Here is a 14,916-nt window from a genome sequence, read left to right as displayed (position 1 = left end):
GGTGGTTGACTCGACGACGAGAGGTTCTCCCCGTGACTGCACATCGCATTGCCATGCTCGGCACCGGCCTGATCGGTGACTTCTACACCGCTACCCTGCATCGTGGTCGAAACCGCGATCGGGTCGAGCTTGTCTACTCCCGCACCGAGGAACGGGGTGCCGCCTTCACGGAACGCTGGGACGTGCCCCGATCGACGACGTCGCTGGAGGCCGCCTGCTCCGATCCGGAGATCGACACGGTCATCATCGGGCTGCCGAACGACATGCACGTCGAGGCGGTGCGGCTGGCCGCCGAGAACGGCAAACATGTCCTGTGCACCAAGCCTCTGGGGCGCACCGCGGCCGAGGCCAAGGAGATGCTCGACATCGTCGAGCACCACGGCGTCTTCGCCGGCTACCTGGAGGACCTGGTCTACACCCCGAAGACCCTCGCGGCCGTGAAGTCGGTCCAGGAGGGCGCGCTCGGGGACATTCTCTGGGTCCGCTCCCGCGAGACCCACCCCGGCCCCCACAGCGCCTGGTTCTGGGACGAGAACCGGGCCGGCGGTGGCGCGATCGTGGACCTGGGCTGTCATTGCATCGAGATCTGCCGCAACTTCATCGGCAAGGACAACCGGCCGGTGGAGGTGTTCTGCTGGAAGGACACCCTGGTCCATCCGATCACCGCAGAGGACCACGCGGTGGCCCTGATCAAGTTCGAGTCCGGAGCGATCGGCCAGTTCGAGGTCTCCTGGGCGTTCCGGGGCGGCATGGACCTGCGCGATGAGGTGTCCGGAACCGAGGGCACCATCTGGCTCAACCACTTCCTGCGCACCGGGTTCGACATGTTCACCACCGGCGTGGGCGAGGGCTACGTCGCGGAGAAGGCCGAGAGTGACAGCGGCTGGCTCTTCCCGGTGGGCGATGAGATCAACGAGCTGGGCTACGTCGACATGTTCGTCGACATGTTCGACTCCATCGACAACGGCACCACCCCGCAGGAGACCTTCTACGACGGGTATGTGGTCAACGCGATCATGGACGCCTGCTTCACCTCCTCCGACAGTGGTCGGTGGGAACCGGTCGAGTTGGTCGATTGGCGCGGGGGGTCGACGCCACGCATCTCCCGACAGGCCGAGTCGTTCGAGGGGCATCCGGTGATCAAGCGGGAGACCCTGCCCGACGGGCGCTCCAAGGTGCTCTACCAGCACAGCGAGAGCGGCGAGGTCATGGAGCAGGTCACCTCCTGATGCGCCGGTGCGGGGGCGGGTCGGTCCGCCCCCGCACCACCGTGCTGCCGCTCCGCGATCACCCGGGCGTCGCTACAGCAGCGGCACCAGCGGACGGATCACGTCCCGAGCCATGATGAAGCCCTTCTTCACCAGGTCGTCGCTACCTTCGAAGTCACGGTCCTCGTGCTCCACGCAGAGCACGCCGTCGTAACCCGCCCGGTACAACGCCGCGACGAACCTTGCCCAATCGACCTCACCCAGCCCGGGCAGCCGCGGCACCTGCCAACCGACGCCGGCGGACATGCTGCCGTTCTCATACAACCCTTCGCGGTCGATCTCCAGGTCCTTGATGTGGACGTGGTAGATCCGATCGGCGAACTCGCGCACCACCCGTTGCGGGTCGATCATGAGCCAGTGCAGGTGCGAGGGGTCGAGATTCAGGCCGAGGGTCTCGCCCTCGAAGTCCTCGAACATCCGGCGCCAGATGACGGGGTTGTAGGCCAGATTCTTCCCTGATGGCCATTCATCAGCGGAGAAGATCATCGGGCAGTTCTCGATCGCGATGCGTACGTCGTGCTCGGCGGCATAGGCGACGATCTCGGGAAACACCTGGAGGGCGCGGGCGTAGTTCTCCTCCAGCGACCGGGTGTGATCGGCACCGATGAAGGTGCTGATCATCGGCACTCCCATCAGGCTCGCGGCGCGGATCACCGCCTTGGTGTGCTCATTGGCCGCGGTCCGCGCACTCTCATCCGGGTGCAGGTTGTTCGGGTAGTAGCCCAGCGCCGAGATGCTGATCCCGAGGTCGGCGAGTTCGCCGACGATCTCCGTTCCGCGTTCGGCCGTCATGTCCTCGATGGGCAGGTGCGCGGTACCGGCGTACCGGCGCGCCTCCATCCCCGATTGGGGCCAGCAGGCGACCTCGAGCTGTTCGTAGCCGACCGAGGCGGCCCAGGCGGCGACCTCGGTCAACGGCGTGTTCTCGAAGGGGGCGGTCAACAGTCCGAGTTTCATCACGTGATCCTCTCCACATCGACCCATCGGTCCTGGGCCGCACTGATCCGAATCGCTTCCTCCACCGCCAAGGCCCGCAGGCCGTCGGTGAAGGTGGGGTAGGCGGGCTCCGCGCCGGGGCTTCCGGCTGCGACATCCTGGTAGACCCGCTCGAACAGGCCGCGGAAGGTCTCCCCGAACCCCTCGACGTGCCCTCCGGGGTAGAAGGTAATCTCCGCGGCGGTTTCGCTCAACGTGACCGGATCTCGGTGCTGCACCTCATTGGGCCGGTCGCGGTGGCCGATCCACAACTCATCGGGGTTCTGGGAAGCCCAGGAGAGCGCCGCCGTCGATCCATCGACCTCGAAGGACATCGAGTTCTTCCGTCCGGCCGAGACCTGCGACACGGTCATCGCCCCGCGCGCTCCCCCCGCATACCGCAACAGCACCTGGGCGGCGTCGTCGGTGTCGATCGGCACCGGCGTACCGGTGTGCCCGGCACCGGCAGAGAATGTCTCCCTTGAGCCCGACGGCTTGATCCGGGTGGGCACGAACGTGTGCAGTTGGGCGTAGACGGCCTCGATGGGTTCCCCGATCACCCATGAGGTCGCATCGAGCCAGTGGCTTCCGATGTCCGCCACCGCCCGGGTCTGCCCCGCCAGCGCCGTCTCCACCCGCCAGTTCCAGTCGGTTTCGTACAGCAACCAGTCCTGCAGGTAGTTTCCGGTGACAAGCCGGGGCGCTCCGATCGCGTCGGCGGCGACCATGCTGCGGGCGTGGTGGATGAGCGGATAGAAGCGCAGGTTGAAACACAGCGCATTGACGAGCCCACGCTCCTCGGCCAAGCCCCGCAGCCGGCGGGCGTCGGAGATGTTCGTGGTCAGGGGCTTCTCACAGACGACGTGCTTACCGGCCTCGATGACGGCGGCCGCCTGCTCGGCGTGCAGGTGGTTCGGGGTGGCGACGTGCACGACGTCGACATCGGAATCAAGCAATTCGGTCATGTCCCGGTAGGCCGGCACCCCCAGCCGGTCCGCCGGCGCCGCGGCGCGCTCCGGTGCCGAGCCCAGCACCCCGGCCAGGTGGCCACCGGCTCGGCGCACTGCCTCAGCATGAACCAGCCCGATGAATCCCGTGCCAATGACCGCTGCCTTGACCGGCCCGCCGTCGTCCGCCATCGACCCTCTCCTTGTTCTGCTAGTCCGAGCGCTGGCGGGACACCGCCACGTACGCCCACGCCAACGCGAGCACGATGATCCCGTAGACCATCTGCTGCACCGCCTGACCGGCGCCCAGCGTGAGCATCAGCCGGTTCAGCACGGTCAGCACCAGCGCCCCGACGACGGTGCCCCCGTAGCCGCCGGACCCGCCCAGGATCGAGGTGCCGCCGATGACGGCGGCCGCGATGCTCGGCAGCAGGAGTGAGTTCGACTGGCTGGGACCGACCGACCCGGAGGTGCCCGAGATGATCATGCCCGCGATCGCGGCCAGAACTCCGACGAGGGCGTAGGTGACGATCAGGACCTGCCACACCTTGATACCGGACAGGCGGCAGGCGATGGCGTTGTCGCCCACGGCATAGATGTTGCGGCCCAGGCCGGACCTGGCCAGCATCCAGATCAAGAACACCGAGATCCCCGCCCACACCACGGCGTTGAGCGGTATCGGGCCGATCAGCGTGCCCCCGCCGAGTTGCTGCAGGAGCCGCGGGACTACGGCGGAACCGGAGAGGAAGCCGCCGCTCGCCTGGCCCACGGAGACCACCCCGAGCAGGACGCTGGACATTCCGATCGTCATGATCAGCGGGTGCACCCTGAACACACCGACCCCGATGCCGTTGAGCAACCCGGCCCCGACTCCCACGGCGAGGCCCAGGGCCAAGGCGGTCGCAGTCCCGGCACCGCTCTGGGTCGCCACCACATACGCGGCGAAGTTCGCGATCATCGCCACCGACAGGTCGATTCCCCCGGTGAGGAAGGCGAGGGTCTGCCCGGCGGCGAACAAGGCCAGCGGGCAGGCCAGCAGCAGGATCGAGCGCAGACCCCGGACGGTGAACAGGCTGGGATCCAAGGCTGCGGTCACGAGGTAGAACAGCACGAAGACCACGCTGAGCACGATGATCGGATGGTCGGTGAGGTAGTTGCGAGCGCGTTCGGTGCCCGTTGGGCCCTCGCTCGCGGCGGCTGCCTGCGGGGTGGTGGCGGCGCTGGTCATAACTTCCTCCGCTTCATCTCAAGGAAGCCCCCGAGCATGACCACCACGATGATGATCAGGCCCTGGAGCAGCGTCGCGATGTTCGAGTTGACGCCCATGCTCAGCAGGATCGAGGGGATGAGGGTGAGGACGAACGCCGCGAGCACCGGTCCCAGGAGTTGGCCGCGGCCACCGGCGAGCGCCACACCACCCAGCACGACGGCGGCCACCGAACTCAGCAGCGCCCCGAGGGCGACCGTGCCCTGGGGGCTTCCGCTACCGAGCAGGGCGGTGGTCACCAGTCCGGCGAAGCCGGCGAATACCCCGGAGATCAGGTATGCCTTCACCCTGGCTCGCTTGACGATGACACCGGCCAGGAACGCCGCTTGCCGGTCGCTGCCGATCGCATAGGTTGCGATCCCCGACCTGCTGTACCGGAACGGCAGCCAGATCAAGCAGAAGACCGCCGAAAGCCACAGCAACGAGGGCCAGGGGTTGGAGAATCCGCCGACGATCATGTTCGCGAAATCCGGGTTGGCTCGCCCTCCGGGCCCGCCGAGGATGAACAGGGCCAGCCCCACGAACGTGAAGTGCAGCGCGAGAGGGTGACGACGATGTCGGGCATGCCCGAGACCGTGATGATCCAGCCCATCAGTCCCGACAGCAATGCTGTGCCGATGATGGTGAGGATCGCCACGACGATGCTCATCGCGAAGGAGGAGTCCTCCATGAGCAGCGCTGAGACGCAGTTCGCCAGCACCATCAGCGCACCGACCGCCAGGTTGATGCCTCCGGAGAGGACCACCACGCCCTGCGCCATCGCCAGGAAGGCGAGCATCAGGCCGCCCGCGGCCAGCGCGCGCACCTCGAATCCCCCGAAGTTCGCCACCTGGGTGGAGCGCAGGACGATCATGCCGACCAACAGGAGCGCCAACCCGACGACCCAGCCGTTGCGTTGCCGGAAGCGCGCGGCTGCACTGGAGGGTTTGGGCACTGTGGTCTGTGGCGCGACCTCGGTCACGTTCCCGCCTCCGATGCCTCGACGAAGCCGTGGGCAGCGCGCAGGAGTGCCTCTTCACCGGCGTCGGCCGGCAGTTCGGCGACGACGCGCCCGCGGTAGAGCACCAGGGCGCGATCACAGACGAGTTCGATCTCGCGCAGTTCGCTGGTGTACATCACGATCGCCGCCCCTTCCTCGGCAAGGTCACGAATGAGGTCATATATCTGCCGCTTGGTTCCGATGTCGATACCCCGGGTCGGGTCGAAGAGCAGCAGCGTTCGGAATCCCTCGGCGAGCCACCGACCGATGGTGAGCTTCTGTTGGTTTCCGCCCGAGAGGCGCCGGGCCTGAGATGCCGCCCGGGTATCGATGGAGAGCCGATCGATGGCTCCGTTGACAGCGCGGTTCTCCTTGCGGCGGGAGATGGGCCCCCACCGCCAGAAGCGCGCCCGGGAGGGCAGCGCGATGTTCTCCCGGATTGAGCGCTTCGGCAGGATCGCCAGCGTGCGGTCAGCCGGGACGAGGGCGACCCCTTGGCTGATGGCCGCGGCGGGGTGACGCGCGTTCAGCCGTTCCCCATCCACCACGATCTCGCCGGCGCGTGGGCGCTGGGCACCGGCAAGCACGTCGAAGAGCGCCTCTTGCCCCTGACCCTCCAGTGCGGTGATGCCCACCACCTCACCGGGGGTGACCGAGAGGTTCACATCGTCCAGGATGTCGCCGGCGCTCAGCCCGCGGACCACCAGGGACGGCTCGTGGATCTCGGGCCGTTCGGCTCGCGATCGCCGTCCCTGCTCCTGTTCGCCGGCGGCACCCTCGCCAAGCATCGAGTTGACGATGCGCTCCTCGCGTCCGTCCTTCGGGGCGAAGGACGCCACGTCGCCGCCGTCCCGGAAGACGGTGCACATGTCGCAGTGCTCGATCACCTCTTCCAGTCTGTGCGAGATGAACAACACCGAGCCGCCGGCGGCCGTTTGGCGGGCCATCACCTCGGTGACCTTGTCGCTGAGGTCGGAGGGCAGTGCCGCGGTGATCTCATCGAGGATGAGTAATCGAGGCTGATGCGAGAGGGCCCGGGCCAGGTCGAGCATCCGCAGGAACGGCAACGGCACCTCGCTGACCCGTTCGGCCAGGTCCAGCCCATGGATGCCGAGCCGCTCGAGTTCAGCGGTCACCGCGGCCGGGTCGGTACCGGTGAGTCTGAGGTTCGCCCGGACCGTCAGGTCCGGGATCATGGCGGGGTCCTGGAAGACCGAGGCGATCCCCCGTTCGTAGCCCTGCGCCGGAGAGCGCAGCGCGACCGGCTTCCCCTCCATGGTGATGCTCCCGGCATCCTTGGTGATGACACCGGTGAGAATCTTGACGAACGTGGACTTTCCGGCGCCATTGGCTCCGAGCAGAGCATGGGCTTCACCGTGCCGAACCGTCAGGTCCGCAGACCGGAGTGCACGCACCGCACCGTAGGACTTGGCCACGGCTTCGGCATGCAGAAGTGGTTCAGCGTCCATCGCGTGCGATCATCCTCCCACGTGGGCGTACCGGACCTCGCAGATGTGCCGGGAACGAGGGTGAACTCGTTCCCGGCACACCGTGCGAATCGGTGGCTCGATCAGCCATCGCTGGGGCCGTCGCAGGCATACAGCTGCTCGCGCGTCATCTCCAAGGGGTAGTCGATGTCGATGGCGGCGCTGGTGTCCGGTCCGCGGTCCGGGTCGAAAGCGGCTTCCATCTCCTCGGCGGCGTTCTCCATCGTCCAGAGCGCCGGGGTGAGCATCGTGGTCTGATCGACGTCTTCGCCGTTGAGGATGCGTAACGCAACGTTCGTACCGACCGCACCGATGACGGCGGGGTTGGTCACCACGGCGCCCGGGGCGCCGTCGATGAGCTGGCCGACGAATGCGCTGGAGTCCTGGCCGGTCACGGGGACCAGGTCCTTGCCGACCGACTCGATGCCGTTGACCACGGTGTAGTCCGCGCCGGTGGTCCACACGCCGTCGTAATCGCGGGCGCTGAATTCCTGGACCGCAATCTCCCCGCCCAGGGTGTAGTCCCAACTGGTCCACACGGTATTGAGGTTGATGTCCGGGTAGTCGGCCAGGGCGGCCTCGACGCCTTCGTGGCGGTCGGTATCGGACTGGACGCCCTCGATCCCCCGCATGTACAGGACGTCGCCCGATCCGCCGATCTCCTCGGCGAGCCACTCCATCCCGATCCGACCCCACTCGACCTGGTCGTTGGTCACGATGTAGGCCTCCGGGGTGCTGACGGACGCGTCCACTGCGACCACGACGATGTCCTGGCTGACAGCCTCTTCGATGATGCCGTTGAGCTGCTCGGGATCGGAGGGATTGACGACGATGGCGTCGACGCCCTCGGAGATCAGCGTCTGCAGGTGTTGCACCTGCTCGGTCGGCCCGGCGTTCTCGGAGAACACCACGACCTCCGAGACCTGCCCGCTGGCCAGGGACTCGGCCTGGATCGAGCAGATCATCTGCTCCCGCCAGCCGTTCCCGGCCAGTGTGTTGCTGACTCCGATCACGTAGTCACCGCCACCGGCCTCTTCACCTCCCTCGTCGCCTTCCTCCGTTTCGGCACTGTCAGTGGCGGGGTCGGTGTGGCCATCGCCGTCACCGTTGCTGCCGTCACCATCGCCGTTGCCGCAGGCAGCTACGGTTAACGCGAACGTCGCGGCAACCGCCGCGACCTTGAATCTTGCGGAACGCTTCATTGCGGATGCTCCCTTTCCCGGACCTTTCCGGGTATTCGGGGTGGTTGGCTCCGGATCGCAGCACCGACCACCTTGATGTCTGGCGTACCTGTCGAGAATGCTCTCACGCACTGCCGAACCTGTATAGACATTATGACTTTAACCATGTGCCAGGTACCGGTCAAGCGACGAGACCGATTCGTGACGGAGGGCAGCGCCGACGGCGCCTCCGGACGGTGGAGCGAGCCGCGGCCGGCATCACGATAGTCGGTACGTGACCGGTTCAGGGTGCCGCGTCCGAGGCCGCGACCGCCGCCCCTACCGCTCCAGCGAGGGGTCCCAGTTCTGCCGGCAGCACGCGGTAGGTGTCCGGCGGCACCAGCGGTGCACGCGCTCGCAGTTGCTCGACCAAGGGCTTCATCAAAGAGTCCCCGGCGAGCGCCACGCCGCCACCGATCACCACCACCTCGGGGGTGAGCACGGTGACCTGGTTCGCCAGACCGAGGCCGATCCAGGTCCCGGCCTCCCATAGTGCCGACCGGGCCCGCGGATCACCGCTCGCGGCGGCAGCGGCAGCGTCGGCAACGGTGGCGTGCCCTGCTGCCACGGCGATGATCTCCGCCCGCGCCAGCGCCTCCAGGCACCCACGGTTGCCACAACCGCATGGCGGCCCGTCGTGCATCAGGACCTGATGACCCACTTCCCCGGCATTGCCCGAACTACCGGTGAACAGCCTCCCGCCAAGGACCAGCCCACCGCCGATGCCGGTGCCCAGCACGATGCCCAGCACGTCGTCGACCCCCCGAGCCGCACCGAGCCGGCTCTCCGCCAGCACGAACGCGCGAGCATCGTTGATCATCTCGATCGGGCGTCCCGCAGCCACCTGCAACGGCCTGGTCACCGACACCCCGCGCCAATCCCCAGGGATGTTGGGGACGACGAGCCCGAGCCCGGACTCGGGGTCGATGTGGCCGGGAAGGGTGACTCCCACCCCGCGCACCTCTGGGTTCCGCGCGACCCAGCCGCCGATCAACCGCGCACATGCGGCGACCGTCCGGTCCGGGTCGGTTCGGTCGGTCGGCACAGTGGCTTGCTCGGTCACCGTCCACTGGGCGTCGTCGACCATGGCGACCTTGGTCATGGTGGCGCCCACGTCCACCCCCAGCCAACGCGCCATCAACGGCCCCTATCGTTCAGGAACCGTCGGAACTCGTCGGGGAAGCCGGCTGCCCACCGGTACCGCCCGGGACGCCCAGATCCGGCACAACCCTGCCGTCCAGGTGCGTCGGGTCGGCGTTGCGTCGCGCGGCACCGGCTCCACCAATGGCGCGCGCAACACGCTCGGCATGCTGATCGTAGGCTTCGTCGAACAACTGAGCCGAGCGCTCCGCGCCCACCCCACCGAGGCCGCAGTCAGCACCGGAGGGCGGATGCCACGCTGGACGAGCAGTTCGGCCGTCTGCGCCTTGAGTTCGTTGACGACCGTGATCGTGGCGGCAGTCGAGCCCGGCCCGACCGGTTCCTCAAGCCCGGGTACGGACACCAGTGCATCTCCGGGAGGTGTTCCGATGTCGATGACGAGGTCGGCGAATCGTGCCAGGTGGTCGGCGCTCGGATCGGCCGGTGCCGCAGCCCTGGAGGTGACCGCAATCGTCCGCAAGCCTCGTCTGCGCGCACCCTGGGCCATCTCCATCGCCACAGCCGACGTGCCGGAAACGCTGAACACCACCATCACATCCCGCTCACCGAAGGCAAAGTTGGACAGGATCACCTCGGCGAGACCCGGGGTCCGCTCGATGTACATCGCTTGCCGCTGGCCGTTGGCGCCGACGACCTGGGTATGGAACGTCGTCGACAGCTCCACGATGGGATGGAAGCCGGGATAGGAGCCGTAACGCGGGACATCTCTTCGACGGCGATCCGGGAGTGGCCGCTGCCGTACATGTGCACAAGCCCGCCGGCCGCGATCGCCTCGCAACTCCATCGGGCCGCATTCGAGATCGCGTCCGCCTGCGTCCGCTGGACCCGGCGAATGAGGTCGATCGCACGCTCACTCCAGCGCCCGGCCACACCACTTTGTGTCACCATACGTCCAGACCTTCCTTCATAGTTGTATAGCCAACTATACGGGCGCCGAGAAGCCTATGATGTGGGACATGAGTGGTCAAGCGGTGCGACGTCAGCGTCCTGCGGCCCGCTATACCGAGATCGAGAAGTGGCTGCGCGAGCGGGTTCTCAACGGGGCTCCGGGAGACCCCCTGCCCTCGGAGACCGAACTCGCCACGCAATTCAAGGTCAGCAGGATGACGGCGCGGCAAGCGGTGCAGAATCTCGCAATCGATGGGCTGGTGCGACGCCAGCGCGGCTCCGGTACTTTCATCGCTCCCCAGCCGATGCACCGCCACAGCGGTGCGCTGATGAACTTCTCCAGCGACATGCGCCGTCGTGGGAAGCGGGCATCCTCGCGGCTCCTGGAGGCAAAGCTCCGGGCGCCGACCGCGGCCGACGTCGAGGCACTGCGCCTGGAGAAGGGCAGCCGGGTGGTGAGCCTGTCCCGGCTCCGGCTCGCCGACGGGGTCCCGATGGCGATCGAGAACGTCGTGCTGCCGTCGAGTTGCGCACCCGTCCTGGCCGAGGATCTCGAGAACGGGTCGCTGCACGAGGCGCTGGTCGCCCTGGGCCGGGTTCCGACCACCGCGCAATGCTGGATCAGCGCACGCACCGCCACGGGTGCCCAAGCCCGCCTGCTCGACATTCCGCCGCGCTCGGCGCTGTTGGTGGAACGGCGCATCATCGTCGATGCTGATGACGTTCCCCTGGAGCATACCGAGAGCGCCTACGTCGCCGATCGGTACGTCATCGATGTCACCTTCTCGGTGGGTGGCGTGCTACCCGGCGCCGCTGAGCCGGCGGTTGGTCCGTCAGGGACCTCGGGGTCATGACGTCGACGTCACCGACCAGCCGCCATCGACGGCGATGACCTGGCCCGTGACTGCGGCGGCCTCCAGAACCGAGCACATCACCGCTGCGACATCGTCGGGGGTGAGCATGCCGCCGGCGAGCGGCTGCTTGCGCCGTGCGAAAGCACTGATCTGCGGTGACTTCGCCGCGCGTCGGGACATCGGGGTGTGCACCAACCCCGGGGCGACCGCGTTGATCCGGATCCCGTCGTTGGCGTAGGCAGCCGCAAGCGGAACGACCCAACCACTGATCGCAGCCTTCGCAGCGGCATAACCGTGCGTGGTGAAGTCCTCGGGCTGGGGCGAACTGGCCAACACGCTCGAGGTGAGAACGATCGACCCGCCCTCCCCACGCATCCGCCGGACCGCCTCACGGACGGTGAGGAACGTCGTCGTCAGGTTCAACTGCAGCGCCGCCTCCCAGGACGCCAGCGACATCGCGTGCAACCAGCCGTCTCCCTGGCTGCGGGCGCTACCGCCGGCCACCGCGACCACCCTGCCGATGGTGCCCAGACCCCGCTGCGCCGCGGTGAAGGCGTCCTCGGCCTGGTCCTCGCTCTGCAGGTCCGCCACGGCGTATCCGACGCCGGCGGACCCGAGGCTGGTGGCAAGGTGCGCGCAGGAGTCCTCATCGCGTCCGATGATGAAGACCGGCCGCCCCTGACCTGTCAGTCGTGCTGCCACTGCGGCCGCGATCCCCGAGGACCCGGTGATCACCACCCCTGGGAGAACGGGCATCGTCACCACCCTCTTTCATCTAGGCACCTTGCTCCCTATAGTCTAGACAACCACGAGTCCTGAGGCTAAGGAAATGTGATCGCAGTGGCAGCAGACCTTTGGGCCCAGGTGCCCCAACTCGAGCGGGTCGATGTGGTCGTCGCCGGGGCCGGCTCGGCCGGTTCGACCGCAGCCATCGCGGCAGCCCGCCAAGGCGCTTCGGTACTGCTTCTGGATAAATTGCCGTTCCTGGGCGGGTCCAGCACCGCGGTGCTGGATACCTTCTACGGCTTCTATTCCCCTGGTTCCAGTCCGCGGCGGCTGGTCGGCTCCATTCCCGGCGAGGTGGTCGACCATCTACGCACCCTGGGTCCGGTGGTGGAAAGACCCAACACCTACGGCGCCGGTACCGGGGTGACGTATCACGCCGAGCATCTCAAGGTCACCTGGGAGACCATGGCGACCGAGGCCGGCGTGCGCGTCCTCCTGCACACGATGGTCCAGGACGCGAAGGTCATCGACGGACGCCTCACCGAACTCCTGCTGGCCACGAAGGCCGGGCTGCGACGCGTCAGCGCCCACACCTTCGTGGATGCCTCCGGTGACGCCGATCTGTGCCACTTCGCCGGTTTCGGCTACGAGACGGCCGGAGCGGACTCACCCGCGCAGACCCTCACGACGACGTTCCGGATGATCAACGTTGATCACGAGCAACGCCGCTCGATCGACAAGGAGGGCCTGCGAGCGCTCATGCTCGAGGCAGCCGAGGACGGATACGAACTCCCGCGCCGGGACGGCAGTGACCACATCACCCCGGTTGCGGGCATGACCGCCACGGTGATGACCCGGCTCGACTCGGTGCAGCGCGATGCCGATGGCCAACTGCGCTCCGTGCTGGAGCCCGAGCGGCTGAGTGCAGCGGAACTGGCCGGGCGCCGTCAGGCCCTGGAGTACGTGCGATTCCTCGTCGACCGCGTCCCCGGCTACGCCGATGCCGCCCTGGGCGCTCTGAGCACACAGGTGGGTATCCGCGAGAGCCGGCGCGTCTACGGCGACTACCGGGTCACTCGCGAGGACGTCCTGGGCGCCCGGCAGTTCGACGACCAAGTGGCCCTGTGCGGTGCCCCGATCGAGGACCATCACTCCGGCGATGGCACGGCATGGGCGTACCTCCCCGACGGCACCGCGGTGGGAGTGCCGCTGCGCAGCCTCATCGTCCGGGACCGCCGAACGTGCTCGTGGCCGGACGCTGCTTCTCGGCGACCCACGATGCCCACGCGAGCATTCGTTCCATGGCCCAGTGCATGGCGATGGGACAGGCTGCGGGCACCGCCGCCGCGCTCGCGGCGACAACACCCGGACTCAGCGGGGATGTGCGAGAGGTTGCGCCGCAGCAGGTCCGCGCGGTGCTGCGCCGGGCAGGAGCCGTTCTGGAACTCGACGAGGCCCGGGAGGTCATGCCATGAGCGCCGGACCGGGGCCCACCAGCCCGCAGTCCAGCCCGCCCGGCGCGGGAATGGTGCGCACCGTCACCGGCGACGTCCCCGCGACGGACCTGGGGCGCACCTACGCCCACGAGCACCTCGTCCTGCACAGCGCGCTCATCGCCGCGGGCTTCCCGCACATCCTGCTCGACGACGTGGATCTAGCCGTCGATGAGGTCCGTGCCTGTGTGGCGGCCGGCATCGCCACCATGGTCGACGCAATGCCCTGCGCATCAGGCCGGGACGTGGTGCGACTGGCCGAAATCGCGCGCCGCAGCGGCGTACGCGTGATCGCCGTCACCGGGGCCCACCATGAGCGCTACTACGGCGCGGAGCATTGGACCGCGCAGTTGGATCCGGCCGAAATCGGTGAGCTGTTCGCTGCCGACCTGCTCCTCGGGATCGACGCGTTCGATTACACCGGGCCAATCGTCCGCAGAACTTTGCATCGGGCCGGCGCGATCAAGGTGGCCACCGGCGGGCCGGAACTCAGCATCCGCGATCGCACCCTGATCGCCGCGGCCGCCTACGCCCACCAGCGCACAGGTGCTCCGGTGCTGACGCACTGTGAGGGCGGCACCGGCGGGCTGGAGCAGATCGAGGCGTTCGCCGAGGTCGGGGTGCCGGCGGGCGCGCTGATGCTCTCCCATGTCGACAAGGTGACCGACCCGGGCTACCACGCCGAGTTGGCGAGAACCGGCGCCTGGCTGGTGTACGACCAGGGACTGCGCCAGCACCGTGACGAACTGCCGGCGACCGCCGGGCTGATCAGCCGTGCGACCGAGTCCGGCTACCTGGACCAGGTGCTGCTGGGCACCGACGGCGCTCGGAGGGACCTGTGGCGCGGCTACGGCGGCGAACCCGGTCTGGACTGGCTCGCCGGCCAGTTCCCGGCCCGCCTGCGCGCGATCGGGCTCGACCCGGAACAGATCGATTCCCTGTTCGTCAGCAACCCGGCCCGGGCTCTGGCGTGGCGTGCCGGCCCCGGCCCCGGCCATGGCCCGGGTTCGGGCGATCCCTGAAGCGGCGTGGTGCCCGTTGCCTCCCCGATCGGTCCGTAGCAGCATCGAGCCGACGAACACCCCCATGGAAAGGGACCTCAAGATGCGAGTCGCGATCGGAGCACCGGGCAACGGGGCGGTGCTGAAGGACGAACTGAAGGCCCACCTGGAGGCGGACCCGCGCGTGAGCGACGTCATCGACCTTTCCACGGCGGAGATCACCTATCCGCAGGTGTCCTTCCAGGCGGCCCGTGCCGTGCTCGACGGCACGGCCGAGCGCGCGATCCTGGTCTGCGGAACCGGGATCGGCACCGCGATCGCGGCGAGCAAGGTCAAGGGCGCCCGGGCGGCCACGGCGCACGACCTCCTCACCGTGCGCGGGTCGGTGGAGAACTACGACGCACAGATCCTGTGCATGGGTCAGAACGTGATCGCCCCGGTGGCGGCGAAGGCGCTGGTCGATGTGTGGCTGGACCTGCGCCACGATCCGGCGAGCAGTTACGGGCCCCGGCTCACCGAGATCGAGGACTACGAAGCACGCTGACGCCCCGTAGCGGCGGCCGGTCGAGCGGCCGCGCCGGTCAGTCGGGCGGCGCCGGCCCACCGGGGCGCGCCGCTACGGGCGCAATCCGCGTCCTGAGTTGCCCCGA

14 protein-coding genes and 2 pseudogenes are annotated in these 14,916 nt (G+C 68.0%); 6 read left to right on the top strand and 10 right to left on the bottom strand.

Features of this window, described 5'->3' with window-relative positions; translation table 11 throughout:
- Positions 1–32: 32 nt before the first annotated feature.
- On the top strand, positions 33–1,229 hold the full coding sequence (locus tag ACRRRO_RS09475) for a Gfo/Idh/MocA family protein (RefSeq protein ID WP_424795302.1): 1,197 nt from the start codon (positions 33–35) through the stop codon (positions 1,227–1,229).
- A gap of 72 nt (positions 1,230–1,301) precedes the next feature.
- On the opposite strand, the gene ACRRRO_RS09470 is transcribed toward ACRRRO_RS09475, so the two are convergent.
- From ACRRRO_RS09470 to ACRRRO_RS09430, 9 genes and pseudogenes are all read right to left on the bottom strand, one after another.
- Positions 1,302–2,225, bottom strand: a complete 924-nt coding sequence (locus tag ACRRRO_RS09470) for a sugar phosphate isomerase/epimerase family protein (RefSeq protein WP_424795303.1) — start codon at positions 2,223–2,225, stop codon at positions 1,302–1,304.
- The gene (locus ACRRRO_RS09465) at positions 2,225–3,382 is read right to left on the bottom strand and encodes a Gfo/Idh/MocA family protein (RefSeq protein ID WP_424795304.1); all 1,158 of its coding nucleotides are present in this window, start codon (positions 3,380–3,382) and stop codon (positions 2,225–2,227) included. Before ACRRRO_RS09465 ends, ACRRRO_RS09470 begins: the two co-directional genes overlap by 1 nt.
- 19 nt (positions 3,383–3,401) lie before the next feature.
- Complete coding sequence (locus ACRRRO_RS09460; RefSeq protein WP_424795305.1) at positions 3,402–4,418, bottom strand: ABC transporter permease; 1,017 nt, start codon at positions 4,416–4,418, stop codon at positions 3,402–3,404.
- Positions 4,415–4,978 carry an ABC transporter permease gene (locus ACRRRO_RS09455; protein ID WP_434081441.1) on the bottom strand — a complete coding sequence of 188 codons (564 nt, stop codon included), beginning with the start codon at positions 4,976–4,978 and terminating at the stop codon, positions 4,415–4,417. Before ACRRRO_RS09455 ends, ACRRRO_RS09460 begins: the two co-directional genes overlap by 4 nt.
- Entirely contained in the window at positions 4,912–5,418 is a 507-nt protein-coding gene (locus tag ACRRRO_RS09450) for a hypothetical protein (protein WP_434081440.1), read from the bottom strand. The genes ACRRRO_RS09455 and ACRRRO_RS09450 overlap by 67 nt, the downstream gene beginning before the upstream one ends.
- Positions 5,415–6,905 (bottom strand): sugar ABC transporter ATP-binding protein, encoded by a 1,491-nt coding sequence (locus tag ACRRRO_RS09445; protein WP_424795306.1) that lies wholly within the window; start codon positions 6,903–6,905, stop codon positions 5,415–5,417. Before ACRRRO_RS09445 ends, ACRRRO_RS09450 begins: the two co-directional genes overlap by 4 nt.
- A 101-nt stretch (positions 6,906–7,006) precedes the next feature.
- On the bottom strand, positions 7,007–8,125 hold the full coding sequence (locus tag ACRRRO_RS09440; RefSeq protein WP_424795307.1) for a substrate-binding domain-containing protein: 1,119 nt from the start codon (positions 8,123–8,125) through the stop codon (positions 7,007–7,009).
- A gap of 262 nt (positions 8,126–8,387) precedes the next feature.
- Complete coding sequence (locus ACRRRO_RS09435) at positions 8,388–9,281, bottom strand: ROK family protein (protein ID WP_424795308.1); 894 nt, start codon at positions 9,279–9,281, stop codon at positions 8,388–8,390.
- A gap of 9 nt (positions 9,282–9,290) precedes the next feature.
- Positions 9,291–10,192, bottom strand: a pseudogene (locus ACRRRO_RS09430) (sugar isomerase domain-containing protein).
- Between the two features lie 68 nt (positions 10,193–10,260).
- On the opposite strand from ACRRRO_RS09430, the gene ACRRRO_RS09425 reads away from it, so the two are divergent.
- Positions 10,261–11,046 (top strand): GntR family transcriptional regulator, encoded by a 786-nt coding sequence (locus ACRRRO_RS09425; RefSeq protein WP_424795310.1) that lies wholly within the window; start codon positions 10,261–10,263, stop codon positions 11,044–11,046.
- Here the strand turns inward: ACRRRO_RS09425 and ACRRRO_RS09420 are convergent.
- Complete coding sequence (locus ACRRRO_RS09420; RefSeq protein ID WP_424795311.1) at positions 11,041–11,802, bottom strand: SDR family NAD(P)-dependent oxidoreductase; 762 nt, start codon at positions 11,800–11,802, stop codon at positions 11,041–11,043. The two genes, ACRRRO_RS09425 and ACRRRO_RS09420, sit on opposite strands and share 6 nt — an antisense overlap.
- A 75-nt stretch (positions 11,803–11,877) precedes the next feature.
- Here ACRRRO_RS09420 and ACRRRO_RS09415 point away from each other — a divergent pair.
- From ACRRRO_RS09415 to ACRRRO_RS09400, 4 genes and pseudogenes are all read left to right on the top strand, one after another.
- Positions 11,878–12,990: pseudogene (locus tag ACRRRO_RS09415) on the top strand (FAD-dependent oxidoreductase); the annotation flags it as partial.
- Positions 12,942–13,247 carry an FAD-dependent oxidoreductase gene (locus ACRRRO_RS09410; RefSeq protein ID WP_434081575.1) on the top strand — a complete coding sequence of 102 codons (306 nt, stop codon included), beginning with the start codon at positions 12,942–12,944 and terminating at the stop codon, positions 13,245–13,247. The pseudogene ACRRRO_RS09415 and the gene ACRRRO_RS09410, both read left to right, overlap by 49 nt.
- A gap of 50 nt (positions 13,248–13,297) precedes the next feature.
- Positions 13,298–14,287 (top strand): phosphotriesterase family protein, encoded by a 990-nt coding sequence (locus ACRRRO_RS09405; RefSeq protein WP_434081439.1) that lies wholly within the window; start codon positions 13,298–13,300, stop codon positions 14,285–14,287.
- Between the two features lie 82 nt (positions 14,288–14,369).
- Positions 14,370–14,810 (top strand): RpiB/LacA/LacB family sugar-phosphate isomerase, encoded by a 441-nt coding sequence (locus ACRRRO_RS09400; RefSeq protein WP_434081438.1) that lies wholly within the window; start codon positions 14,370–14,372, stop codon positions 14,808–14,810.
- Positions 14,811–14,916: the final 106 nt, after the last annotated feature.

The sequence above is a fragment of the Sanguibacter sp. Z1732 genome, assembly GCF_051020515.1.
Taxonomy (GTDB): Bacteria; Actinomycetota; Actinomycetes; order Actinomycetales; family Beutenbergiaceae; genus CALKWS01.
The sequence above is the reverse complement of the archived record's forward strand: the minus strand, read 5'-3'. Positions and strand labels throughout refer to the sequence as shown.

Coding starts and splice junctions, on each gene's coding strand:
- ACRRRO_RS09470 (WP_424795303.1), bottom strand. CDS start 2,225: ATGAAACTCGGACTGTTGACCGCCCCCTTCGAGAACACGCCGTTGACC.
- ACRRRO_RS09465 (WP_424795304.1), bottom strand. CDS start 3,382: ATGGCGGACGACGGCGGGCCGGTCAAGGCAGCGGTCATTGGCACGGGA.
- ACRRRO_RS09460 (WP_424795305.1), bottom strand. CDS start 4,418: ATGACCAGCGCCGCCACCACCCCGCAGGCAGCCGCCGCGAGCGAGGGC.
- ACRRRO_RS09445 (WP_424795306.1), bottom strand. CDS start 6,905: ATGGACGCTGAACCACTTCTGCATGCCGAAGCCGTGGCCAAGTCCTAC.
- ACRRRO_RS09440 (WP_424795307.1), bottom strand. CDS start 8,125: ATGAAGCGTTCCGCAAGATTCAAGGTCGCGGCGGTTGCCGCGACGTTC.
- ACRRRO_RS09435 (WP_424795308.1), bottom strand. CDS start 9,281: ATGGCGCGTTGGCTGGGGGTGGACGTGGGCGCCACCATGACCAAGGTC.
- ACRRRO_RS09425 (WP_424795310.1), top strand. CDS start 10,261: ATGAGTGGTCAAGCGGTGCGACGTCAGCGTCCTGCGGCCCGCTATACC.
- ACRRRO_RS09420 (WP_424795311.1), bottom strand. CDS start 11,802: ATGCCCGTTCTCCCAGGGGTGGTGATCACCGGGTCCTCGGGGATCGCG.
- ACRRRO_RS09410 (WP_434081575.1), top strand. CDS start 12,942: ATGGGCGTACCTCCCCGACGGCACCGCGGTGGGAGTGCCGCTGCGCAG.
- ACRRRO_RS09405 (WP_434081439.1), top strand. CDS start 13,298: ATGGTGCGCACCGTCACCGGCGACGTCCCCGCGACGGACCTGGGGCGC.
- ACRRRO_RS09400 (WP_434081438.1), top strand. CDS start 14,370: ATGCGAGTCGCGATCGGAGCACCGGGCAACGGGGCGGTGCTGAAGGAC.